Raw genomic sequence first — 22,261 nt, 5'->3', positions numbered from 1 at the left:
GCAACAGACTCAACCGATTTAAACCGGCCTTTCGGCCGAGGGGACGCTCTTCATGGATCGCATCAGAATTGTCGGCGGCAACAAGCTTGCCGGAAGCATCCCGATCTCGGGCGCGAAAAACGCCGCGCTGCCGCTGATGATCGCCGCGTTGCTGACCGACGACACGCTGACGCTGGAAAACGTGCCGCATCTGGCCGATGTCGAGCAGCTGATCCGCATCCTCGGCAATCACGGCGTCGACTATTCGGTCAATGGCCGCCGCGAAAAGCAGCAGGAAGGCTATTCGCGCACCATCACTTTCTCCGCCCGTAACATTGTCGACACGACGGCGCCTTACGAGCTGGTGTCGAAGATGCGGGCGTCGTTCTGGGTGATCGGGCCGCTGCTGGCCCGCATGGGCGAGGCCAAGGTGTCGCTGCCCGGCGGCTGCGCCATCGGCACGCGCCCGGTCGACCTGTTCCTCGAAGGCCTGCAGGCGCTGGGCGCCGATATCGACGTCGACACCGGCTATGTCATCGCCAAGACCAGGAACGGCCGGCTTGTCGGCAACCGCTATGTGTTCCCGAAAGTCTCGGTCGGCGCCACCCATGTGCTGATGATGGCGGCCTCGCTGGCCAAGGGCGAGACGGTGCTCGAAAACGCCGCGCGCGAGCCCGAGATCGTCAACCTCGCCGAATGCCTCAACGCCATGGGCGCGAAGATCTCCGGCGCCGGTACGGCGACCATCACCATCGACGGCGTCGAGGCGCTGTCGGGCGCCCGCGTCAGGGTGATCCCCGACCGTATCGAGACCGGCACCTATGCGATGGCGGTGGCGATGACCGGCGGCGACGTCGTGCTGGAAGGCGCGCGGCCCGACCTGTTGCAGACGGCGCTGGACATCATTTCGCAGACCGGCGCCGAGATCACGCAGACCAATTCCGGCATTCGCGTCAGGCGCAACGGCGCCGGCATTTCGCCGGTCGACGTGACGACGGCGCCCTTCCCGGCTTTCCCGACCGATCTGCAGGCGCAGTTCATGGGCCTGATGACGATGGCCAAGGGCAAGTCGCGCATCACCGAGACGATCTTCGAAAACCGCTTCATGCACGTCCAGGAACTCGCCCGGCTCGGCGCCCATATCACGCTGTCCGGCCAGACGGCGATCGTCGACGGGGTGGCGAAGCTGAAGGGCGCGCCGGTCATGGCGACCGATCTTCGCGCCTCGGTGTCGCTGGTCATCGCCGGCCTTGCGGCCGAAGGCGAAACCACGGTGAACCGCGTCTACCATCTCGACCGCGGCTTCGAGCGGCTGGAGGAAAAGCTGTCCGGCTGCGGCGCGGAGATCGAGCGCATTTCGGGCTAGAGCCTTTCCGCAAGGCTTGCGGTCCGGTTGCGCGGATCGCCAAGACCGCCTAACAGAAGGCCAAATGTAAACCTTCGCAGGTGCGAATTCCGCATGAATGGCCTCAAGCTTGTCGCGCTCGACGATCAGGATCTGAGCATCATCTCGGCGCATGTCCAGGATGCCGTCATGAAGGTCAGCGATCTCGAATACCTGCCTTCGGTAAAGCGCTTCGTGCTGACCATGAACCGCTTCGTCTGGGAGGCGAAATCCGGCTTCTTGCGCCAGCACAATGAGCGGCGGCAGGCCGTGCTGCATTTCGACCGGGTGCTCGGCGCCAAGACCAGCGGCATTGCCCGCGACAAGCCCGACGAAGTGCAGTCGCTGCTGGCGATCAGCTTTCTCGCGCTCGACAAGCCGGCCGGCATCGTCGAGCTGATCTTTTCGGGCGGCGGCGCGATCATGCTCGATGTCGAATGCATCGAGGCACGGCTTGCCGATGTCGGCGGCGCCTGGGAAGCGACGTCGCGCCCGGTCCACAGGGTTTGAGCCGATGGCCATCATGCTTCGCCAGTCCGACGCCGATTTCGAGCAGCGCTTTGCCGCGTTCCTGCTGACCAAGCGGGAAGTCTCGGCCGATGTCGACGCCGTGGTGCGCGAGATCATCGCCAAGGTGCGCGCCGAGGGCGACGCGGCGCTTATCGGGTACACGCAGAAATTCGGCGGCGGCGACCTGGCCGAGCTCGGCATCGCCGTCTCTAGGGACGACATTGCCAAGGCTTACGATGCAGCCGATCCGCAGACGGTCGAGGCGCTGAATTTCGCGCGCGAGCGCATCCGCGCCCATCACCAGCGGCAGCTGCCGCAGGACGACCGCTACACCGATGCCGCCGGCGTCGAGCTCGGCTCGCGCTGGACGGCGATCGAGGCCGTCGGGCTCTATGTGCCGGGCGGCACGGCGAGCTATCCAAGCTCGGTGCTGATGAATGCCGTGCCGGCTAAGGTCGCCGGCGTCGAGCGCATCGCCATGGTGGTGCCGGCCTCCGGCGGCGAGGTGCCGCCGCTGGTGCTGGTGGCAGCCGACCTTGCCGGCGTTTCCGAAATCTACCGCGTCGGCGGCGCCCAGGCGATCGCCGCCCTTGCCTATGGTACCGCGACGATAAAGCCAGTCGCCAAGATCGTCGGCCCGGGTAATGCCTATGTCGCGGCGGCCAAGCGCCAGGTGTTCGGCACGGTGGGCATCGACATGATCGCCGGGCCGTCGGAAGTGCTGGTCGTGGCCGACGGCAGCAACGATCCGGACTGGATCGCCGCCGACCTGCTCGCCCAGGCCGAACACGACGTGTCGGCGCAGTCGATCCTGATCACCGACGACCGCGCGTTTGGCGCAGCGGTCGAACAGGCGGTCGAACGCCAGTTGCAGCACCTGCCGCGCGGAAAAACGGCGGCGGCGAGCTGGCGCGATTTCGGCGCCGTGATCCTGGTGCCGACGATCGAGGCAGCACTGCCGCTGGTCGACCGCATCGCGGCCGAACATGTCGAGCTTGCAATCGACGACCCCGAGGCTTTCCTGGCGCGGATGCGCAATGCCGGTGCGGTGTTTCTCGGCCGCCACACGCCGGAGGCCATCGGCGACTATGTCGCCGGCTCCAACCACGTGCTGCCGACGGCGCGCTCGGCGCGCTTTTCGTCCGGGCTTTCGGTGCTCGATTTCGTCAAGCGCACCTCGGTCCTGAAGCTCGGGCCGGAGCAGTTGCGGGCACTGGCGCCGGCGGCGATCACGCTGGCCAAGGCGGAAGGTCTCGATGCGCATGGTCGCTCCGTCGGCATCCGGCTGAACATGTAGAAATGTCCGACTACGACCAAACCCGCGCCAGGCTGATCGATGTCGAGCTCGACGAGACGATCGGCCGCTCGACGCCCGATGTCGAGCATGAGCGGGCGGTGGCGATCTTCGACCTGATAGAGGAGAACCGCTTCCAGCCGGTCAATGACGACGGCGCCGGGCCATACCGGCTGAAACTGTCGCTGGCCGAGTCGCGCTTGGTGTTTGCGGTGGCGCGCGAGGACGGCGCAGCCGTGGTCACCCACATCCTGTCGCTGACGCCGCTTAGGCGGATCGTCAAGGACTACTACATGATCTGCGAAAGCTATTACGACGCCATCCGCACCGCGACGCCCAGCCACATCGAGGCGATCGACATGGGCCGGCGCGGCCTGCACAATGAAGGCTCGCAGACGCTGATGGACCGGCTTGCCGGCAAGATCGAGATTGACTTCGACACGGCGCGCCGGCTGTTCACGCTGGTTTGCGTGCTGCACTGGCGAGGCTGAACTGGCCGCCCCGCTGCCCCGCCCGATCCTGCCCCGCTCGATCCTGTTTGTCTGCGGCATGAACGCCGTGCGCTCGCCGATGGCCGAATTGCTGGCGCGCAAGGTGCTTCCGCCCACCACCTTCGTCGCCTCGGCCGGGGTGCGCGGCGGCGAACGCGATCCGTTCGTCGATGCCGTGCTGGCCGAAGAGGGGCTTTCACTGGGCGAGCGGCACCCGAGAACGATGGAAGACCTCGAGGACGATTATTTCGACCTGATCGTGACTCTGGCGCCGGAAGCCCACCACACCGCGCTCGAGCTCACCCGCTCGCTGGCCGTCGAGGTCGAGTATTGGCCGATGCCCGACCCGACCGGCGTCAGCGGCACGCGCGAGCAGATCATGGCCGCCTACCGCGACGTACGCGAGCGGCTGAAGGCGCGGATCGGCCGCCGTTTTCTCGGCAACGGGGCTGAAAACGCCGCGGATTAAGCATGTTCACAAGCGGGCGTTTATCATATAGGTTCCGCGCAACTTTCCGGCCGGGGCGCTGGAAGTACCCATCCAAGCAAAGGTATCGAATGCCGAAGGAAGAAGTCCTCGAGTTTCCGGGTGTCGTGACGGAACTGCTGCCCAACGCGATGTTCAGGGTCAAGCTCGAAAACGAACATGAAATCATCGCCCATACGGCCGGCCGCATGCGCAAGAACCGCATCCGCGTTTTGACCGGCGACAAGGTCCTGGTCGAGATGACGCCCTACGACCTGACCAAGGGCCGCATCACCTACCGCTTCAAGTAAGTTCAAGGACCCGGCCGGGATCGCGATGGGCATTTTGCAGAAGCTCGTGCTTGCCTCGGGTTCGCCGCGCCGGATCGAGCTGCTGCAGCAGGCCGGCATCGAGCCGGACCGCGTGCTGCCGGCCGATGTCGACGAGACGCCGCTGCGCGCCGAACACCCGCGCTCGTTGGCCAAGCGGCTGGCGACGCAGAAGGCCGAGAAAGCGCTGGCGTCGCTGAAAACCGAGACGGACTACCTGCCGAGCTTCGTGCTGGCCGCCGACACGGTAGTTGCGGTGGGGCGACGCATCCTGCCCAAGGCCGAGACGCTCGACGACGCCGCCAACTGCCTGGGGCTTTTGTCCGGCCGTTCGCACCGCGTCTATTCGGGCATCTGCCTGATCACGCCGGGCGGCAAGCAGCGCTTGCGGCTGGTCGAGACCAGAGTGCGGTTCAAGCGGCTGCCGCGCGAGGAGATCGAGGCCTACATCGCGTCGGGAGAATGGCGCGGCAAGGCCGGCGGCTATGGCGTCCAGGGGCTTGCCGGCGCCTTCGTCGTCAAGCTTGTCGGCTCCTACACCAACGTCGTCGGCCTGCCGCTCTACGAGACGGTGGCGCTTTTGAGCGGCGAAGGGTTCAAGGTGCACGCCAACTGGCTGTCGGGTACGCGGCTATGAGCCCGGACGACAAGGTCACGCCGCTGCGGCCCAAGCGGCCCTGCCCCGAATGCGGCAAGCCATCGGCGCGCGAAACCTACCCGTTCTGCTCGAAGCGCTGCAAGGACATCGACCTCAACCGCTGGCTGAAAGGGGTCTACGTCATCCCGGGTCGCGACGAGGACGACAGCGACGACCAGAAATAGAGCCGTCCGCCTGCGGTTTTCCACAAGCTTGGGGCGGCTTGCCCGCCCTGACCGCGCCGGTGAACTGGCCCGCATTGAGGGCCAATCGGTTCTGCCTGAAATCAATGTCCAGCCTGTTCCACCCGGATAGAATCGGATGGAACAGGTTCTGGCGTTTTCTCTGAGCATGATCTTTTCCGAAAACCGGATTCCACTTTTCGGGATCATGCTTTTTGTTTGAGCATGATCTTTTCCGAAAAGCGGATTCCACTTTTCGGGATCATGCTCTAAGCGCTGGACAGGCCGAATTCCCGTGCTATAACCCACGCGCTTTCAAGGGGTGCCGACGGCGCTTTCATGAACCCGGTGTGCAGACTGCCGCCCGCCGGGGCAGGCCCAGATAGCTCAGTTGGTAGAGCAGCGGACTGAAAATCCGCGTGTCGGTGGTTCGAATCCGCCTCTGGGCACCATTTTTTCCCGGCCCATTCCGGACACATAGGTCACGGTTTATACTGGAGACATGGGTGACGATCTCGCGCCGAGCGGATTGTCGACGGCGTGCAAGAATTAGTCTGGACCATGGCGCCAGCGACGCCGGCCAAATGTCGATGAAGAACTCTTCAGCATCTTGGATCCCGCTCTGGCCACCCTACAGACCGAGGGCGCAGCCGTCCTTGCGCGGCTCGGAACCGCCCAGCAGCGTCCCGTTTGCCCAATCGATGCGGATAGCCTGCGCACCGCCGATCGGGTCCGTGGCAGGAATGATCTCGAAACCGCGTCGGCTAAGTTCAGCTGCGGTTTCGCGAGCGAGCCCGTGTTCGGCCTGGACGTTCATCGTGCCGCTGACGGGGGCGACCCGCGGCAGATCGATCGCCTCCTGCAGATCCATCCCGAAGTCGAGCACCTTCGTCAGCAGGTGCGCGTGGCCCATTGCCTGGTAGTAGCCACCCATAACGCCGAAAGGCATTTCTGCCCGGCCGCCTCTCGCAAGCATTCCGGGTATGATGGTATGCAAAGGTCGCTTGTTCGGCGCCACTGCATTAGGGTGCCTGGGGTCAAGCGAAAAGCTTTGCCCGCGATTGTGCAAGACGACACCGGAGCGCGGAGAGACCAGGCCCGAGCCAAAGCTGTCGAAGACCGAGTTGATGAAACTGACCGCATTGCGATCCTTGTCGACAACGGAAATATAGACCGTGTCGCTGTGCAGCGGCATGTCGAACGCCGGCAGGTCCGCGCGGGCACGCTTTAGGTCAATCATGCCGGCCAGACGATCGGCCCAAGCATTCGATAACATGTCGGCCACCGGGACCTCGGACGTATCAGGATCGGCGACGAGCAGGTCACGCGCGGCGTAAGCGAGGCGTGTCGCTTCAATTTCCAGGTGAAGCCGGTCCGCGGATTGCGGGTCGCCGTGGGCTTCGAAGCGCGAGAGGATGTTTAGAATCAGCAAGGCGATCACACCCTGGCCATTCGGCGGACATTCGAACACATCGCAGCCTCGAAACGCCGTGCTGATCGGGGTCACGTACTCGCCTGTTGCCGAGGCGAAATCTTCGAGTGTGTGCAATCCGCCGAGCCCACGAAGATAGGCGACCATGTCTTCGGCCACAGGGCCAGTGTAGAAAGCCTCTCGTCCCTTCTCGGCAATCAGCCGCAGCGTTGCAGCCAACTCAGGCTGGCGGTGCACTTCGCCAACGCGTGGTGCGCGACCGTTTGGCAGGAAAATCCGTTTCGCGGCAACATCGGAGGCCAGAAGTTCTTCCTCCAACGCCCAGTCACGATGGACCCGCGGTGAAATGGCGTAGCCTTCCTCGGCGAAACGTATAGCAGGGGCCAAGATTTGATCGAAGGGCATATGCCCATGATCAGTGTGCAATCTGGTCCAGGCATCGATCGCTCCCGGGATGGTGACGGAGCCAGGAGAATTGCGGGCCACCTCGGCCATGCCACGTTCGAGGAACCAGTCAATTGTGAGAGCGGCGGGTGTCCTGCCCGATCCGTTGTAGGCGATGACCTCGCCGGATCCGTTTCGCGACAGAAGAGCGAAGCAATCGCCTCCAATGCCGGTCGAGGCTGGTTCGACGACACATTGCACTGCGCAGGCTGCGATGGCGGCATCCATGGCGTTGCCGCCTGCTGCCATGATTTCGACCGCCGTCAGGGTCGCCGACGCATGAGAGGTGGCGGCCATGGCCTTGCGTGAAACGACGACCGAGCGCGTTGGTTTCTCAAAATTTCGCATGCTATGCCCTTCTGATCGTGCTCAAGAGGCGGCGTCGCTCATCGTCGAGGGGCGATGCCGCAGATGCCGCGACATCCAGTATTCGAGTGCCGCCAAGGCACGGATGATCGCGAAGTTCAAAGTGAGATAAATGGCGCCCGCGCAGATGAAGACTTCAAAGGCGCGGTAGGTCTGGGAGATCAATCCCTGGGCAATTCCAGTCACCTCCATCAAGGTCACGATGGAGGCCAGAGACGTGCCCTTGATCATCAGGATGATTTCATTGCCGTAACTCGGCAGAGCCTGGCGAAAGGCCAGCGGCAGGATAACATGCCGATAGGTCAAATAGGTGGACAGGCCGACAGACCGGGCCGCCTCGACAATGCCGCGTGGCACCGATTGAATCGCGCCACGGACGATTTCGCTGCCATAGGCGGTGGTGTTGAGTGTCAGCGCGATGATTGCGCACCAGTAGGGTTCGCGGAAAACGGCCCATAATCCAATTGCCGACAGTTGGTGCCGAAACTGACCAAGGCCATAATAGGTCAGAAAAATTTGCACCAGCAGAGGCGTGCCCCTGAACACGGCAACGAAGCCACGGATCGGCAAGACGACGAATGGCGATTCCGATTGCTGGGCAAGCGCCAATGTGACGGCAAAAACGAAGCCGGCAACGATGGAAGTCAGGGCCAATTCCATCGTGAGCGGCAGGCCGGCGAGGAGCTTCGGCAGGATTTCGAGGAAAAAACCGAAATCTATCATGCCGACCGGACGCGCCACGGCGCCTTTCGTTCCAGACGGTAAAAGGCATGGCCGGTGACGGAAGCGATAGCCAGATAGAGCAAGGCTGCAGCAATGTAGAAGATGAATGGTTCACGGGTCGAACCTGCAGCGATCTGTGCCTGGCGCATCAGTTCAACGAGGCCGATTACCGATATCAGCGAGGAGTCCTTCAGAACCAACTGCCACACATTGCCGAGACCTGGCAGCGCGTATCTCAGGAGCTGGGGAAAAATAACCTGTCGCAGCCGCTGCAGCCGGTTGAGACCAAGCGCGCAAGCGGCATCGTGTTGTCCCTGGTCGATGGCGAGGTAAGCCCCTCGATAGACCTCGGCTTGATAGGCGCCCGAGATGATTGCGATAGCCAAGGTTCCGGTGGCAAAGGCCGGAACGCCGACGAATCCGGACCCGCCCAGGCTATGACCAAGCGAGGTCAGGGCGACGCTTCCTCCATAGTAAAGCAGATAAATGGTCAGAAGGTCGGGCACGCCTCTGAAAACCGTGCAATAGCCAAGGGCCAAGAACCTCAATATTTGGGAGTTGTGGAGACGCCCGGCCGCTGCCAGCCCGCCAAATACAGCACCAAGCGCAAAGCCCAGCACAGACAGAAGCACTGTAACCGAGGCCGCCATGAGAAGAGCTGCCCCCCAACCTCCGTGCTGGAAACCAAGCAGCCGGAATGCGTCAACCATTGATACCCCCGGCAGGGCGAACGGCTCAGCTCCGGAACGGGTCAGGAATGGCCGTTCGCCGACAAGCGCCTACTTGACTGGAGTGACGTCGCTCTTGAGCCATTTAAGCGACAGGGTTTTGATCGTGCCATCGGCGATCGCGCCGTCGATGGCCCCGTTGAGCATGTCTTTCAGCTTGGTGTCTTCTTTGCGCATACCGGCGCCGGAGCCAAGACCGAAGAGCCCCCCGACAAATCCTGGTCCTGCAAGCGTGTAGTCGCTGAACTCCGGTTTGCTCAGCGTGGCGGCCAGCGCTGTCTGCTGTGCGAAGAGCGCGTCGATGCGACCCGCGGCAAGATCGAGATCGTGTTGCTCGGTGGTCTTGTATTCGCGAATCTCGGCGACGTCCGAGAAGTATTTTTTCACAAATTCCAGGTTCGCCGTTGCGGCCTGAACTCCAATGATCTTTCCCTTCAGCAATGGCTTGAGCTTGTCGATTGCCGCCTGCGCAGAGGCTTCATTCTCCAGCTTGAACCGCTCGTTGGAAATGCCGAGCTTGCCCAGTTCGCTATCCTTTGCGACCGCGAAACCTGAGGGATCCACCGCATATGGCTGGGTAAAGTCAATGATCTTCAGACGTTTTTCAGTGATGAACATGCTCGCCATGATCACGTCGAACTTGCCGACCGTCAGCGCGGGGATCATGCCGTCCCAGTCCTGTGCGACGATCTTGCACTCGATCTTCATTCGCCCGCACAGATCATTGGCGAGATCGACTTCGAAGCCGTCCAGTTTGCCGTCGGCCGTTGTGAAATTCCAGGGCGCATAGGCTCCTTCGGTGGCAATGGTAATTGCCTTCGGCGTTTCTTGTGCGACGGCGGCCTGGACCAGGCCGAACAGGACCGACGCAATGGCTGCGATGCGGCTAATTTTCATGTCATTCTCCTCTTTTTGCCGGTATGGCAGTTCCCTTTCGTCGTGCCGGATTATCTTCCGGCTTCAACGAGTTAGATGGTATTCTCTAGCGGCGGCCGGGACTTGCGAAGTTGGCCAGAAGGGGCGCCGTCTCGACGATATGATCCCGCATGACGATCTCTGCCTTGCCGGCATCACCTGACCGCAACACCTCAATCAGGATCTCGTGCTCGGCGCGCGCGCTGGCGGGCTTGTCGACATAGTCGAACCAGATGCGCAGGTAGGGCTCGATCACGACGTGCAGGCTGGCAATCTGCCGGACCAGCTTGGGTCTGTTGCTCAATTGGCAAATCTGCAGATGGAAGGCCTGATGGCGCACGACCCAGTCGCTGCTGCCGGTTTGGCTGGCGCGCTCCATCCGGTCGAGCTGGCGTTCCAGTTCTTCAAGCACTTCGAAATCGATATGCGGCATGGCAAGCCTTACCGCCAACCCTTCGAGCACCGAGCGGATTTCAAAAGTTTCGTAGATCTCATCGAGGGTAAGCCCGGCGACGATGCAGCCACGGTTCGGGCGAATGACCACAAGACCTTCCGCGGCCAGCTGGCGGAATGCTTCGCGAACCGGCATGCGGCTCATGCCGATTTCCGTCGCGATCTCTTCCGGGATCAGCCGGTCCCCGGCCCGATAACGCCCCATCCTCAGGGCCCGCTGAATGTGGCGATAAGCCTCCTCCTCGGCGGTCGTGATGCCCAACGGCTCGATTGCGTCTGCTGCCATGTCCTGGGTCCGATCAGAGCGTATCCGTGTATCCACTTATCCAGTTGTCGCGACCTGTGTCAAGCACCGAAGCTTGGGCGCTTTAGAATTTCTGTTGTGAGAATAACCACTTGGAAGGGAAAATGGGGCAAGCACACCGTGATCAGCTAAGCCGCTGATCGGCCTATTTGGCGGCGTCCGGCAAAAAGGCCCGCCGCTCCATTTGCGAAGCGGCGAGGCCCCATATTCGGGGACATTGCCGGGATTCCCCGGCATTGCTTACAATGCAATTCAGGTGCCAGAATTGTTGACCCAAAACGGGTCACCGCACCGGAGGCGCGAGCGCGGACCTTCCGCGATCACGCTACTGCCGCGCATTGCCATTCCTGCTATGTTATTTTGCGGCGGACCTGATTTTTCCGCCTGGCCGGCGCCCCATCAGGCAACTTACCCCAACGCGCCCCCCAGTGGCGCCGGCCATTTTCACAACATTGGAGCGCGGGTGCGCCGGCGCTGTTAGGCTCTCGGCACCTATGGCAATCCGCCGGCGAGCCGCTTTGTCCAGCCTGCAACCATCAGTCCGCACGCGATTCCCGCGCAGTCGGCCACCCAGTCGAATAGATCCGGGTCGCGCCCTATCAGTTGCAAGGCCTGAATACCCTCGATCGCTGCGCCCGTGAGAACGAGGAGTAGGATCAGCTTCGCCTTGTGTTCCGGCCAGCCGAGACTTCCGAGAGCCGCCAGGACGACGAAGGCGGCGGCGTGATTGAGCTTGTCGTGATCAAACGTGAAAGCCAGGCCAAGACCCTGCAGGAGCTGCTCCGGCAAAAGGGCGAATAGCAGAACGCCGGCAAACGCGGCGGGAAAGGCAATCCTTGCCACGATCTGATAAGAATCCAGGCGCAACAAGGATAGAATGGCCTTTCGTCCGAAAATCTGCAGGGGAACACCACCGGCCGGCGAATCGAGAGCGAGCGCGCCGTCCAATTTCCGCCGTCCGGGCGTCCGGTGCATCGTCAGAATGAATGAATGCCTTGAGTCAGCCGCTGCACGGGCCGGGCTCGTGGCGAGTGGTCTGCAATGGTGTAGCTTCCGCGATCACGCAATTACCTGCTGCGCCAGCGCGGCTACTATCTGGCTGCGGCGGACCTGATTTCCGCTTGGCCGGCGTTGCGTCAGGGCACCTTACCCCATGCCACACGAAGCGGCGCCGGCCAGAATTCCACCGATTGCGCAAGGAGCGACCCGCGTCAAAAAAGCCCGCCGGCCTGTCGGACGACGGGCTCCGTTGCCTGGGCGCCAGGGCGCCACGGTAGCGACTGATGCTACTAATGCTCCCGCAGGTTTCCAATATGCTGCTGCCGGACGGCGTTGCGCATCAGCTAAACAAACGAAGCCCGCGCCTCTGGCGGAGGGCGCGGGCCGACCGGGTTGCACCCCGATCTGCAGCAGAAACCCGGGAGGTTCCCGCTGCTTAAGATAACAATTAGAAACTTCTAATGTTCCACTCTAGGAAAGATGCCGGCTGCACCAGAATCTCATGGTCGGCGCGATGACGATCGAGGCGTCAGTTCGTGCGCAAGTCGATCTGGAAAATCCGCTCGTCGAGGTGCCGCGTTTCGACGGCAAAGGTCAAAGCCACTTCAAGGACCAGACCGCCACGGTCGTCCCGGACTTTGACTGCAATTCTGCGGTGAGGAAGGCCATCCCTGGCCATCTCGGCCAATGTGCGAAGAGCTTCTTTCCTGACCAGCGGGAAATCGACATATAGCGTTCCCTGATCGTCGGAATAGACGATTCCGTCTTCATCGGAATCGAAGAAGTAACGGGGCATTGCGCTTGGCCGAAGCGGCGGCATCCGGGCACGTTGTCGATAGCTGGCCGGATCTCGGCCGATCGTGATCAGTGCCTTTCCACCGTTGGCTTCGCCGGCATCTCACTTGCGCTCGCGCAATACCTTCACCGCCTGCGAGAGGATCATCCGGTCGCCACCGGTCCTCTTGATCAGCTTGCTCACCTGGCTGGGCGAAACACCATTTTCGCGCGCGAAATATTCGACCTCATAATACTCATCCGCCGAAACGCGATTGCGGTCGCTGAAGTCTCGCTTGCTCTTGTCGTCGGCCATTTCACTTCTCCTCGCCCCTTCTCTTCGCTTCAGGGGGTCAACTTTGGTCAGAAGCACGCAGCAATTTGAGGGTTCGCCCGCCACAAAGTGACGCGCGAAACCTATCGGCGCAGGAAGGGACAGGGCTGCGCAGATGCCGGTTTCGATCGGAATGGAACAGCCAAGATCGGTGCGAGCAACCGTCGACTTTTTCCATGGAATCCTCCCGGAACGTGCAGCCAGCAACGGCCACGCGCCGCGGCGGTTCCGGGATGCGCGACAAACCCACCCTTTGCGCGCAAGGATCAGACTTAGGTCCTGCGGCAACACGTCGGTTGGTCCCTGCCGGGCGGGACCGAAGCCCCGTCGACGGAACGTTTTCAGCTGCCTTCCGTTCGAGTGAGCCTTGGCGCGACGAGCGGACCGAGTTCGCAAAGGAGACGACTATGAGAATGCATTTTTCCACCGCGGTGGCGGGACTGTTGCTGCTGGCAGGCGTCGGCGCCGCTGCGGCGCAAGACGTTGTCATCGAGCCGGAGCAGGAAACGGTCATTAAGGAGTATGTGAAGAAGCAGCCGCTGGCCTCGGTGAAAATCCCTGGGGTGGAGCTCAATATCGGCTCGACGCTCCCTGACACCGTCGAGCTTCATGAGGTCCCGAGCGTCAAATATCGTTATGTCGTGATTGACAACCGCACCGTTGTCGTCGACCCAGGCACGCGCAAGATCGTCAAGGTCATCGAGTGACGTGAAAGCTCGGGCAGCCATCGCCCGCCGCTCAGAAATGAGCGGCGGGTGACGTTTGCGTTAGGCGGTTCCCCGGCGTCTTCGCTCGGCAGGAACCCCGCCGTACGGTGGAGGGCCGGGGGGCCTCACAGGCAGTTTCAATGCGAACAATCAGCAGACTTTTCGATTCCCTTGACCAGGCGGCGCGAGCCGTCGAAACACTTCAGGCGGCAGGAATTGCGCGCCACCAGATCAGTGTCATCGGACCCTACGATGACGAACTCGGCACCGTCTTGCGCGGTCCAGGCAGCGGTGCCGCCCTTGGGGCGGCGGCGGGTTTGTTGGCCGGCCTCGGCGCCTTTGATATCCCAGGTATCGATCCCCTCGGCGCGGGATGGCTGGCATCGGCCCTCGTCGGTGCAGCCTTGGGCTGCGTTGCCGGCAGACTTTTCGGCACATTGTCCGATATCGGCAAGCAGCCAGGCAAGCCGGATGCCGCACAAGGTGTGATCCTGGTGCTGGCGCATGTCGATGAAAGGCAGGCCGACACCGCACAGGCGGTGCTTGGGGCTTCCGTTCAGGCGACGCAGTCTTTGGCCAGGGCGGCTTGAAGATTCAGCTCGGGCAAAGCGCTTGAGCAGGCCGCGCAGCGGGGCGATCAAAGCGCAAATCCAAAAATCTCTGGCAAGCCGCCGCCAGAAAGTGTTGAACACCGTGCCGATCACATTCGGCGAGCGGTTGCGCTCGGCGAGGCTTGATGATTTGCTGTTGGTTTGCGGAGAACGAATGATGCATGAGCCTGTCGGTCAAGACGAATATGGGTCGACCAGCCCGTTCGATCCGGACGATCTGTCGAGGTTGAACGCGATCGGCCCGAGCGCCGGCAGCAACGATTTCGAAAAATACGCAGTTGCCGTGATCATCGTGTTCGGCGCCCTGATCATCGGTGGCCTGATGGCTGCCGGCTTGAGCTTCGGGCGCCGCAGCACCTTCTTTTTCGCGCTTGGCGGCGCCACCGCGGCATGGATATCCGGCAATGCGCTTCTGCTGGACCGGCCGCGCATCTACGCCCTGTTCGTCGGCATCGCGGCGCTGATGCTGATAGCGTCCACGATCGCGCTGGTCACCTGATTCAGAGCGAAATCTTCTTGTTGACCATGATCTTATCCGAAAACCGGTTCCCACTTTTGGGGTCTAATACCCGATAGCCTTGCCGGATGCGGCGCGGCTGTCGATGGCGCCATTGTAGCGGGCGCCGCCACCCTTCTCGATTTCCGCCAGGCTCTTGCCGCCGACCAGGATGCCGGCCGCCTGGCCCCAGGTCGTGTCGGCAAGATCGAGGCGGTAGCCCATGCCGGTAAGCAGCTTTTCGGTATCGGGCGACAGGCCAAACGGTTCGATATAGACCGTGTCGGGCAACCATTGGTGATGGATGCGCGGCGCGTCGATCGCCTCCTGGATGTTCATGCCGTGGTCGACGACGTTGACGATCGCCTCCAGCGTAATGGTGATGATGCGTGAACCGCCGGGGCTGCCGATGACCATGAACGGCTTGCCGTCTTTGGCGAGGATGGTCGGGCTCATCGACGACAGCGGCGTCTTTTTCGGCGCAATCGCATTCGCCTCGCCCTGGACCAGGCCATAGAGATTGGGCACTCCGGGTTTCTGGGTGAAATCGTCCATCTCGTTGTTGAGCAGGATGCCGGTGCCGGCGGCGACAACGCCGGCGCCGAAAGAGCCGTTCAGCGTGTAGGTTACCGCGACGGCGTTGCCATCATTGTCGATGATCGAATAATGCGTTGTCTCGCTGCTCTCGCCAAAGCCCTTCGGCATCAGTTCCTGCGACACGCCGGCCCGGAACGGATCGATCTTTTCGCGGATTTCCCTAGCGTAATTCTTGTCGAGCAGTTTTGCGACCGGATTGTCGACGAAGCCGGGGTCGCCGAGCGCCGAATTGCGGTCGACATAGGCGTGGCGCATCGCCTCGACCATGACGTGAACCGTCTCGGCCGAACCCGCGCCGAGATAGGACAGCGGATAGAACTCAAGCACGTTGAGGATCTCGCAGATGATGACGCCGCCGGAGCTCGGCGGCGGCGAGGAAATGATCTCGTAGCCGCGATAATTGCAGGTCGCCGGCTTGAGCTCGCGCACCGCGTAGTTTTCGAAATCAGCCTTGGCCAGAATGCCGCCCTTCTCGCCGCTCGCCTTGACGATGGCGTCGGCGATCGCGCCTTTGTAGAAGGCATCCGCCCCGCGTTCGGAAATGGCGGCAAGCGAAGCCGCGAGATCGGGCTGAACGAGGCGCTCGCCGAAGGCATAAGGCTTGCCGTCCGGCTTGAGGAAAATGGCTGCCGCCGATTGGTCCCTCGCCAACCGCTCCGCGCCGCCCTGGAGCGAGGCCGCATCGCCCTGCTCCAGCAGGAAGCCTTCCTTGGCAAAGCGGATGGCCGGCGCCAGCAAATCCTGCCGCGTCAGCGTGCCGTATTTCTCCCGCGCCAATTCGAAACCAGCGACCGAGCCCGGCACGCCGACCGCCAGATAGCCGTCGAGGCTGGCGCCCTTCACCGGCTTGCCGTCCTTGTCGAGATACATGGTTTTGGTCGCGGCCAGCGGCGCGCGCTCGCGGAAATCGAGGAAGGTCGAGCGGCCGTCCTTGAAGCGGATGGTCATGAAGCCGCCGCCGCCGATATTGCCGGCGGTCGGATAGACCACGGCCAGCGCATAGCCGACGGCGACCGCGGCATCGACGGCATTGCCGCCCTTCTTCAGCACCTCGACGCCGACTTCCGAGGCCAGATGCTGGGCGCTCACCACCATGCCGTGCTCGCCCCTCGCCGGCTGCGGCGAGGCGGCAAAGGCGAGGAACGGGACGAAGGTCAGGGTGAGGGAAAGGCTGACAGCGATTAGGGTTCGGCGGGTGTGGTGCATGGCCGTTCTCCGGGCTTGGGATAGGCCTAGGAAACGCGCTTGGCGGGGTTGAGTCTACTGACATTAATGGGAAGATACGGCGAGGCTTCGCGCCTCCGGCTAAGCTGCCGATCTCCGCCTTGCGGGGAGATCGGATTTCGGCTTTGGTTTTCGCCAACATTCAACGCTGACAGGCAATTTTGTTCTTGCTTTGTGCCGGCAGCTATGCTACTAATCTGGCTGTGGTGCTAATTGGCTCCAACGACCGCCCTTCGTGGCGGGTTTTCAATTTTCACCCCAGCTTCAAACAATCCCGCCGCCGACGCTTGCCACCGCCGGCCGTTCCGCTGCGACCTTCGCCCGGTAGCCGGCGGCGCGGTAGGCGGCGACCGGATCGATGGCGCCGCCGGTCTTGAGCCGTGCCATGGCGAGGATCGGCTCGACGTCGGTACGATAGGCTGTCTTCAGCGTCTGCGTCGCCATCAGCGCGTCATTGGCGTCCTGGAAGCCCTCGAGCGCCTTGCGGTCGACCAGCAGCGCCTGGGCATAGGCGCGCTGCACCTCTATCGCCGACAGCATCAGGCTTTCGATCGGATCGGTTACGTTGTGGCTCTGGTCGAGCATGTGGGCCGGATCGAACCCCTCGGCACCGGCAAGCTCGGCATCGACCAGCTCATTGAAGACCAGGAACAGCCGGTATGGATCGATCGAGCCCGCGTCGAGGTCGTCGTCGCCATATTTCGAATCGTTGAAATGGAAGCCGCCGAGCTTCTTGAACTGGATCAGCCGCGACACGATCATCTCGATATTGACGTTGGGGGCGTGATGGCCGAGGTCGACCAGGCAGAACGCCTTGTCGCCAAGCTCTTTGGCGATGATGTAGTTGGTGCCCCAATCCTGCACGACGGTCGAATAGAAGGCCGGCTCGTACATCTTGTGCTCGGTGAACAGATTCCAGTCGTCCGGCAGCCCGGCATAGATCTCCTTCATCGCGTCGAGATAGCGCTCGAACGACTTGGCGAAATTGACCTGGCCGGGAAAATTCGAGCCGTCGCCGATCCACACCGTCAGCGCTTTCGAGCCCAGCGTCCTGCCGATCTCGATGCATTCGAGATTGTGCTCGACCGCCTGCCGGCGTGTTGCTGCATCGGCATGCGACAGCGAGCCGAACTTATAGGAAAGTCTTTGGTCCCTGGCGTCGGAGAAGGTGTTGGAGTTGATGGCGTCGAAGCCAAGGCCGAAGCGGGAGGCCGCCTGCTTCAGCCGGTTCGGATCGGCCTTGTCCCAGGGAATGTGCAGCGAGACGCTCGGCGTCGCCTGCGTCAATTGCCGGATGACGGCGCAGTCCTCGATCTTGTCGAAAATGTCGCGCGGCTCGCCGGCGCCGGGAAAGCGGGCAAAGCGGGTGCCGCCGGTGCCGACGCCCCAGGACGGGATGGCGACGGCGAATTTCTCGACCTTGTCGCGGATTGCATCGATGGCGATGCCGCGGCGGTCGAGGCGCTCGCCGAGAGACTCGTAGTCGCGTTTGAGGTCGGCATCGCGCGCGGCATTGTGCCTGTCCACGAGGTCGGCGGAGATGATGGTTTCGGACATGGTTCCTCCCAAATGCGTTCGGTTGGCGCTGCCCCTCATCCGCCTGCCGGCGCCTTCTCCCCGTATAGTGACGGGGAGAAGGGTAAAGGTCCGGCGTCGGCGCCAACCCTCAAATGACTGCTTATCGCGTAAGACTCTGCGCGTTGCCGGCGTCGACGTTGATGATGTTGCCGGTCGATTTTGCCGACATGTCGGAGGCGAAGAAATAGATCGCCTCGGCGATGTCTTCGGGGAACACCGAGCGCTTCAGCATCGAACGCGAGCGGTAGTGCTCTTCGAGATCATCGGTCGACATCTTGTAGGCGGCGGCGCGCTGTTCCTTCCACTCGCCGGTCCAGATCTTCGAGCCGCGCAGCACGGCGTCGGGATTGACGACATTGACCCTGATCTGCGCTTCCGCGCCTTCCAGCGCCAGGCAGCGTGCCAGATGGATTTCGGCTGCCTTGGCCGTGCAATAGGCGGCGGCGTTTGGCGATGCGGCAAGCCCGTTCTTGGAGGCGACGAAGACGACGTTGCCGCCGATCTTCTGCGCCCGAAACAGCCGGAACGCCTCCCGCGAAACCAGGAAATAGCCGGTCGACAGGATGTCCATGTTCTTGTTCCACAGCGCCAGCGTGGTGTCCTCGATCGGCGCCGACGTTGCCAGACCGGCATTCGACACGAGGATATCGATGCCGCCGAATTCGACCGCCGTTTCGGCAAAACCGGAGATCACCTGATCCTCGGACGTGACGTTGATGACGACGGGCCGCACGAAATCCTTGCCGTAGGCTTTCGCCAGTTCGTCATTGGCGCTGGCGAGGGCTGCTTCGTCGATATCGGCCAGCACGACGCAGGCGCCCTCGCGCAACAGCCGGTTGGCGGTCGCCCGGCCGATGCCGCCGGCGCCGCCAGTGACCAGCGCGATCTGGCCGGCAAGGGCCTTTGGTTTGGGTAGGCGCTGCAGCTTTGCCTCTTCGAGCAGCCAGTATTCGATGTCGAAGGCTTCCTGGTCGGGCAGGCCGACATAGGTCGAGACCGTCGAGGCACCGCGCATGACGTTGATGGCATTGACGTAGAATTCGCCCGAAATGCGCGCCGTCGCCTTGTCGCCGGCGAAGGTGAACATGCCGACGCCGGGCATCAGATAGACGACGGCGTTGGGATCGCGCACCGGCGGCGAATCCGCGTGCTTGCAGCGGTCATAATAAGCCTGATAGCCGACGCGATACTCCGCCACATCGTCGGCAAGACGGGCAATGACGGCATCGACGTCCGGATTGTTGGGATCGAACTCGATGACCAGCGGCCGGATCTTGGTGCGCAGGAAGTGGTCCGGGCAGGATGTGCCGAGTGCCGCCAGCGGCCGCAAATCCCTGGAATTGACGAATTCGAGCACCGCAGGAGAATCATCGAAATGACCGAGCTTGTGGCTTTTCTCCGAGATCAAGCCGCGGATCCTCGGCATCAGTCTTGCGGCCACGGCGCGACGCGCCGGCGCATCGAGCGATTTGACGACTTCGCCGCCGAAGATCGGCTTGCCCTGGCTCTTGCGCTCGAACCAGTCGATCGCCTGGTTGATCACCGAGATCGTCGTCTCGTAGCATTCCTTCGGCGTGTCGCCCCAGCTGAACAGGCCATGGCTGGCCAGCACGACACCCTTGGCCTCGGGGTTCTCGAGGCAGAATTTCTCCAGCCACAGGCCTAGCTCGAAGCCTGGCCGTTTCCATGGCAGCCAGCCGATCGTGTCGCCGAAGATCTCCTTGGTCAGCGCCTGCGAATCCTTGGCGGCGGCAATGGCGATGATGGCATCGGGGTGCATATGATCGACATAAGGCTTCGGCACGAAGGCATGCAGCGGCGTGTCGATGGAAGCCGCGCGCGGGTTGAGGTTGAAGGTGCAATGGGGCAGATAGCCGACCATCTCGTCCTCATGTTCGAGGCCGCGATAGAGACCTTTCAGCGCGCGCAATTTGTCCATGTAGAGCGTGGCGAAGCCGTCGAGCTTGATCGAGGCGCTGTCGCCGCCCGAGCCCTTGACCCACAGCACTTCCACGCTCTCGCCGGTGAGCGGATCCTTTTGCCAGATCTTGGAGGAGGTGTTGCCGCCGCCATAATTGGTGACGCGCTTGTCGGAGCCAAGGACGTTCGAGCGATAGACCAGACGTTCGGGCTCGCTCATTGCTTGCGCTTTTGCGTCATCCCAAAGATTGGCGAGGCGCGTGCCGGAGCGCTTGTCGAGCATAGATATCCTCCCTTTGGGACACGCAAACGGCGCGGGTCCCTTTTGTGCGAATTTCTACGCAAGCGGCCGTCTTGTCAATCACAAACGATCAACATCAATCATATTGCGCTGCACAATGAAATTATCTGATCGGAAATGATTGACACTGCGCGCTTTGGGTGCCTAGATGCTCAGGCAGGGAGGAACCATGCACGAGAAAGAGCGCCACAGGATCATTCTGTCCGCCGTCCAGGAAAAGCCTGTGGTGACGGTGCAGGAGATGGTCGACCTGACGGAGTCGTCCGAGGCGACAATCCGGCGCGACATCGCGGCATTGCACGTGCAAAAGCGCCTGCGCCGGGTGCGCGGCGGCGCCGAGGCGCTCTCGCCGCCGCAATTCATCGGCCTTGCCGGCCGGCCCTTTTCCGTCAACGAGACCATCAACGCTTCGCAGAAGCGGGCAATCGCGCGGGAAGCCGTGGAACTCTGCAAGGACGGCGAGCCGATTATCATCAATGGCGGCACCACCACCTTCCAGATGGTACATTTCCTGACCGGCCGCCGCATGCCGATCTTCACCAATTCCTTCCCGATCGCCGAGCACTTGCTCAGGCACTCCAAGAACACGGTGATGCTGTCGGGCGGCACCATCTACCGCGAGCAGAACATCATCCTGTCGCCGTTCGACAATGACGTGACGCGCAATTTCTACGCGCGCCGCATGTTCATGGGCGCTCAGGGGCTGGGGCCGCTGGGTCTTATGGAAGGCGACCCGCTGCTGATCCAGGCCGAGCAGAAGCTGATCGACCAGGCGGACGAGTTGGTGGTGCTGGTCGATTCCTCGAAGTTCCGCAAGCGCTCCAGCCTGATCCTGTGCGGCCTGTCGCGCATCGCCACGGTGATCACCGACGACGGCATCGAGGATCGCGAGGCCAAGATGCTGGAGACCGCCGGCGTGACGCTGATCGTCGCCCGCACAACGCTGGGCAATAAGCAAGAATCTTCGCTGCAGGCCTGAGAAACCTCACGCCCGCAGCGGCGATGGAATGCAACGCTCAAGGGAGGATATTCGATGAGCTTTCTGAAGAAATTGATGGTTACGGCGGCGTTCTCCGCCGCCATGTTCGTGAATGCCGCCTACGCCGAAAACGTCAAGATCGCGCTGGTGGTGAAGTCGCTCGGCAACGGCTTCTTCGACGCCGCCAACAAGGGCGCCGAAGAGGCGGCCAAGGAGCTCGGCGATGTCGACATCATCTACACCGGCCCGACCAAGGCGACCGCCGAAGCGCAGATCGAAGTGGTCAATTCGCTGATCGCACAGAAGGTCAACGCCATCGCCATTTCGGCGAACGACGCCGACGCGCTGGTGCCGGTGCTGAAGAAGGCAATGGAGCGCGGCATTACCGTCATCTCGTGGGATTCAGGCGTCGCGCCGGAAGGACGCCAGCTTCACCTCAACCCCTCCGACACCAACCTGATCGGCGAGACCATCATCAAGCTTGCCGCCGACTACCTGCCGGAAGGCGGCGATGTTGCCATCCTGTCGGCTTCTTCGACCGCGACCAACCAGAATGCCTGGATCGACGCGGCCAAGAAGGTGCTGCCGGAGAAGTTCCCCAAGATCAAGCTCGTCGCCACCGTCTATGGCGACGACGACTCGGCCAAGAGCACGGACGAGGCCAAGGGTCTTTTGAAGTCCTATCCGAACCTCAAGGCGATCATCGCACCGACCACGGTCGGCGTCGTTGCCGCCGCGCAGGTGGTGACCGATGAAGGCCTGATCGGCAAGGTCAACGTCACCGGCCTGGCGCTGCCGTCGGAGTTCAAGAAGTTCATCGACAATGGCGCCAGCCAAGCGGTTGCGCTGTGGAACCCGATCGATCTCGGCTACTCCGCCGTCTACCTCGCCCATGACCTGGCGGTGAAGAAGGAAGAGGCGAAGCCCGGCGCGACGCTGTCGATCGGCCGTGTCGGCAAAGTCACGCTCGATGACACCAACTCGGCCGCGATGGCTCCGCCCTTCCAGTTCGACAAGTCGAACATCGAAAAGTTCTCCAAGATCTATTGATCCTGGAGCCTTCGAACTGGTGCGGCGGGGCTCAGGTCCCGCCGCGCTTTCAAA

Annotated in this window: 24 protein-coding genes and 1 tRNA gene; 13 read left to right on the top strand and 12 right to left on the bottom strand. The window is 62.3% G+C overall.

Annotated elements, in window-relative coordinates; all coding sequences use genetic code 11:
• Positions 1–52: 52 nt before the first annotated feature.
• The 9 genes from murA (at position 53) to NKH70_RS17025 (ending at position 5,724) form a co-directional block, all read left to right on the top strand.
• On the top strand, positions 53–1,345 hold the full coding sequence (gene murA, locus NKH70_RS17065) for a UDP-N-acetylglucosamine 1-carboxyvinyltransferase (RefSeq protein ID WP_023677408.1): 1,293 nt from the start codon (positions 53–55) through the stop codon (positions 1,343–1,345).
• Positions 1,346–1,438: 93 nt separating this feature from the next.
• Positions 1,439–1,873, top strand: a complete 435-nt coding sequence (locus tag NKH70_RS17060) for a DUF2948 family protein (RefSeq protein ID WP_353025715.1) — start codon at positions 1,439–1,441, stop codon at positions 1,871–1,873.
• Positions 1,874–1,877: 4 nt separating this feature from the next.
• Entirely contained in the window at positions 1,878–3,170 is a 1,293-nt protein-coding gene (hisD, locus tag NKH70_RS17055; protein WP_353025713.1) for a histidinol dehydrogenase, read from the top strand.
• 2 nt (positions 3,171–3,172) lie between these two features.
• Positions 3,173–3,658: a UPF0262 family protein gene (locus NKH70_RS17050; protein WP_292663977.1), complete on the top strand. Its 486-nt coding sequence runs from the start codon at positions 3,173–3,175 to the stop codon at positions 3,656–3,658.
• Position 3,659: 1 nt separating this feature from the next.
• A complete protein-coding gene (locus NKH70_RS17045) occupies positions 3,660–4,127 on the top strand; it encodes an arsenate-mycothiol transferase ArsC (RefSeq protein ID WP_353025740.1) in 468 nt (155 codons plus the stop codon).
• Between the two features lie 89 nt (positions 4,128–4,216).
• A complete protein-coding gene (gene infA, locus NKH70_RS17040) occupies positions 4,217–4,435 on the top strand; it encodes a translation initiation factor IF-1 (RefSeq protein ID WP_006200926.1) in 219 nt (72 codons plus the stop codon).
• A gap of 25 nt (positions 4,436–4,460) precedes the next feature.
• Positions 4,461–5,090, top strand: coding sequence for a Maf-like protein (locus NKH70_RS17035; protein WP_353025711.1), 630 nt, complete (start codon positions 4,461–4,463; stop codon positions 5,088–5,090).
• Complete coding sequence (gene yacG, locus NKH70_RS17030) at positions 5,087–5,275, top strand: DNA gyrase inhibitor YacG (protein WP_352715589.1); 189 nt, start codon at positions 5,087–5,089, stop codon at positions 5,273–5,275. The genes NKH70_RS17035 and yacG overlap by 4 nt, the downstream gene beginning before the upstream one ends.
• Before the next feature lie 373 nt (positions 5,276–5,648).
• A tRNA-Phe gene (locus NKH70_RS17025) sits at positions 5,649–5,724 on the top strand.
• A gap of 179 nt (positions 5,725–5,903) precedes the next feature.
• Here the strand turns inward: NKH70_RS17025 and ggt (NKH70_RS17020) are convergent.
• The 8 genes from ggt (NKH70_RS17020) to NKH70_RS16985 all read right to left on the bottom strand — a co-directional run bounded on the left by ggt (NKH70_RS17020) (position 5,904) and on the right by NKH70_RS16985 (position 12,726).
• On the bottom strand, positions 5,904–7,496 hold the full coding sequence (gene ggt / locus NKH70_RS17020; protein ID WP_353025708.1) for a gamma-glutamyltransferase: 1,593 nt from the start codon (positions 7,494–7,496) through the stop codon (positions 5,904–5,906).
• Between the two features lie 21 nt (positions 7,497–7,517).
• The gene (locus tag NKH70_RS17015; protein ID WP_353025738.1) at positions 7,518–8,237 is read right to left on the bottom strand and encodes an ABC transporter permease; all 720 of its coding nucleotides are present in this window, start codon (positions 8,235–8,237) and stop codon (positions 7,518–7,520) included.
• Positions 8,234–8,947: an ABC transporter permease gene (locus NKH70_RS17010; protein ID WP_353025706.1), complete on the bottom strand. Its 714-nt coding sequence runs from the start codon at positions 8,945–8,947 to the stop codon at positions 8,234–8,236. Before NKH70_RS17010 ends, NKH70_RS17015 begins: the two co-directional genes overlap by 4 nt.
• Before the next feature lie 69 nt (positions 8,948–9,016).
• On the bottom strand, positions 9,017–9,862 hold the full coding sequence (locus tag NKH70_RS17005; protein ID WP_353025704.1) for a transporter substrate-binding domain-containing protein: 846 nt from the start codon (positions 9,860–9,862) through the stop codon (positions 9,017–9,019).
• 85 nt (positions 9,863–9,947) lie between these two features.
• Positions 9,948–10,595, bottom strand: a complete 648-nt coding sequence (locus NKH70_RS17000; RefSeq protein ID WP_352715601.1) for a GntR family transcriptional regulator — start codon at positions 10,593–10,595, stop codon at positions 9,948–9,950.
• Positions 10,596–11,129: 534 nt separating this feature from the next.
• The gene (locus NKH70_RS16995; RefSeq protein ID WP_353025702.1) at positions 11,130–11,585 is read right to left on the bottom strand and encodes a VanZ family protein; all 456 of its coding nucleotides are present in this window, start codon (positions 11,583–11,585) and stop codon (positions 11,130–11,132) included.
• 580 nt (positions 11,586–12,165) lie between these two features.
• On the bottom strand, positions 12,166–12,432 hold the full coding sequence (locus tag NKH70_RS35815; RefSeq protein ID WP_502908367.1) for a DUF6894 family protein: 267 nt from the start codon (positions 12,430–12,432) through the stop codon (positions 12,166–12,168).
• Between the two features lie 102 nt (positions 12,433–12,534).
• Entirely contained in the window at positions 12,535–12,726 is a 192-nt protein-coding gene (locus NKH70_RS16985) for a DUF3606 domain-containing protein (protein WP_353025698.1), read from the bottom strand.
• A 425-nt stretch (positions 12,727–13,151) separates the two neighbouring features.
• Between NKH70_RS16985 and NKH70_RS16980 the strand changes: the two genes are divergently transcribed.
• Entirely contained in the window at positions 13,152–13,451 is a 300-nt protein-coding gene (locus NKH70_RS16980; protein ID WP_352482452.1) for a DUF1236 domain-containing protein, read from the top strand.
• A gap of 137 nt (positions 13,452–13,588) precedes the next feature.
• Here NKH70_RS16980 and NKH70_RS16975 read toward each other — a convergent pair whose 3' ends face one another.
• Complete coding sequence (locus tag NKH70_RS16975) at positions 13,589–14,155, bottom strand: hypothetical protein (RefSeq protein WP_353025696.1); 567 nt, start codon at positions 14,153–14,155, stop codon at positions 13,589–13,591.
• A gap of 61 nt (positions 14,156–14,216) precedes the next feature.
• Between NKH70_RS16975 and NKH70_RS16970 the strand changes: the two genes are divergently transcribed.
• On the top strand, positions 14,217–14,561 hold the full coding sequence (locus tag NKH70_RS16970; protein WP_254820014.1) for a hypothetical protein: 345 nt from the start codon (positions 14,217–14,219) through the stop codon (positions 14,559–14,561).
• Between the two features lie 63 nt (positions 14,562–14,624).
• On the opposite strand, the gene ggt (NKH70_RS16965) is transcribed toward NKH70_RS16970, so the two are convergent.
• The 3 genes from ggt (NKH70_RS16965) to NKH70_RS16955 form a co-directional block, all read right to left on the bottom strand.
• Positions 14,625–16,361, bottom strand: a complete 1,737-nt coding sequence (gene ggt, locus NKH70_RS16965) for a gamma-glutamyltransferase (RefSeq protein ID WP_353025694.1) — start codon at positions 16,359–16,361, stop codon at positions 14,625–14,627.
• Between the two features lie 282 nt (positions 16,362–16,643).
• A complete protein-coding gene (gene rhaI, locus NKH70_RS16960) occupies positions 16,644–17,936 on the bottom strand; it encodes an L-rhamnose catabolism isomerase (protein ID WP_353025692.1) in 1,293 nt (430 codons plus the stop codon).
• 121 nt (positions 17,937–18,057) lie between these two features.
• Positions 18,058–20,160, bottom strand: a complete 2,103-nt coding sequence (locus tag NKH70_RS16955; protein WP_353025690.1) for a bifunctional rhamnulose-1-phosphate aldolase/short-chain dehydrogenase — start codon at positions 20,158–20,160, stop codon at positions 18,058–18,060.
• A 187-nt stretch (positions 20,161–20,347) separates the two neighbouring features.
• On the opposite strand from NKH70_RS16955, the gene NKH70_RS16950 reads away from it, so the two are divergent.
• Positions 20,348–21,157 (top strand): DeoR/GlpR family DNA-binding transcription regulator, encoded by an 810-nt coding sequence (locus tag NKH70_RS16950; protein WP_353025688.1) that lies wholly within the window; start codon positions 20,348–20,350, stop codon positions 21,155–21,157.
• A 54-nt stretch (positions 21,158–21,211) separates the two neighbouring features.
• A complete protein-coding gene (gene rhaS, locus NKH70_RS16945; protein WP_292660985.1) occupies positions 21,212–22,207 on the top strand; it encodes a rhamnose ABC transporter substrate-binding protein in 996 nt (331 codons plus the stop codon).
• Positions 22,208–22,261: the final 54 nt, after the last annotated feature.

The sequence above is a fragment of the Mesorhizobium sp. M0991 genome, from assembly GCF_040318915.1.
In the GTDB taxonomy this organism is placed as follows: Bacteria; Pseudomonadota; Alphaproteobacteria; order Rhizobiales; family Rhizobiaceae; genus Mesorhizobium.
Note: the sequence above shows the minus strand (reverse complement) of the source record. Positions and strands in the feature narration are given on the sequence as shown.

Coding starts and splice junctions, on each gene's coding strand:
- murA (WP_023677408.1), top strand. CDS start 53: ATGGATCGCATCAGAATTGTCGGCGGCAACAAGCTTGCCGGAAGCATC.
- NKH70_RS17060 (WP_353025715.1), top strand. CDS start 1,439: ATGAATGGCCTCAAGCTTGTCGCGCTCGACGATCAGGATCTGAGCATC.
- hisD (WP_353025713.1), top strand. CDS start 1,878: ATGGCCATCATGCTTCGCCAGTCCGACGCCGATTTCGAGCAGCGCTTT.
- NKH70_RS17050 (WP_292663977.1), top strand. CDS start 3,173: ATGTCCGACTACGACCAAACCCGCGCCAGGCTGATCGATGTCGAGCTC.
- infA (WP_006200926.1), top strand. CDS start 4,217: ATGCCGAAGGAAGAAGTCCTCGAGTTTCCGGGTGTCGTGACGGAACTG.
- NKH70_RS17035 (WP_353025711.1), top strand. CDS start 4,461: ATGGGCATTTTGCAGAAGCTCGTGCTTGCCTCGGGTTCGCCGCGCCGG.
- yacG (WP_352715589.1), top strand. CDS start 5,087: ATGAGCCCGGACGACAAGGTCACGCCGCTGCGGCCCAAGCGGCCCTGC.
- ggt (WP_353025708.1), bottom strand. CDS start 7,496: ATGCGAAATTTTGAGAAACCAACGCGCTCGGTCGTCGTTTCACGCAAG.
- NKH70_RS17015 (WP_353025738.1), bottom strand. CDS start 8,237: ATGATAGATTTCGGTTTTTTCCTCGAAATCCTGCCGAAGCTCCTCGCC.
- NKH70_RS17010 (WP_353025706.1), bottom strand. CDS start 8,947: ATGGTTGACGCATTCCGGCTGCTTGGTTTCCAGCACGGAGGTTGGGGG.
- NKH70_RS17005 (WP_353025704.1), bottom strand. CDS start 9,862: ATGAAAATTAGCCGCATCGCAGCCATTGCGTCGGTCCTGTTCGGCCTG.
- NKH70_RS35815 (WP_502908367.1), bottom strand. CDS start 12,432: ATGCCCCGTTACTTCTTCGATTCCGATGAAGACGGAATCGTCTATTCC.
- NKH70_RS16985 (WP_353025698.1), bottom strand. CDS start 12,726: ATGGCCGACGACAAGAGCAAGCGAGACTTCAGCGACCGCAATCGCGTT.
- NKH70_RS16980 (WP_352482452.1), top strand. CDS start 13,152: ATGAGAATGCATTTTTCCACCGCGGTGGCGGGACTGTTGCTGCTGGCA.
- NKH70_RS16970 (WP_254820014.1), top strand. CDS start 14,217: ATGATGCATGAGCCTGTCGGTCAAGACGAATATGGGTCGACCAGCCCG.
- ggt (WP_353025694.1), bottom strand. CDS start 16,361: ATGCACCACACCCGCCGAACCCTAATCGCTGTCAGCCTTTCCCTCACC.
- rhaI (WP_353025692.1), bottom strand. CDS start 17,936: ATGTCCGAAACCATCATCTCCGCCGACCTCGTGGACAGGCACAATGCC.
- NKH70_RS16955 (WP_353025690.1), bottom strand. CDS start 20,160: ATGCTCGACAAGCGCTCCGGCACGCGCCTCGCCAATCTTTGGGATGAC.
- NKH70_RS16950 (WP_353025688.1), top strand. CDS start 20,348: ATGCACGAGAAAGAGCGCCACAGGATCATTCTGTCCGCCGTCCAGGAA.
- rhaS (WP_292660985.1), top strand. CDS start 21,212: ATGAGCTTTCTGAAGAAATTGATGGTTACGGCGGCGTTCTCCGCCGCC.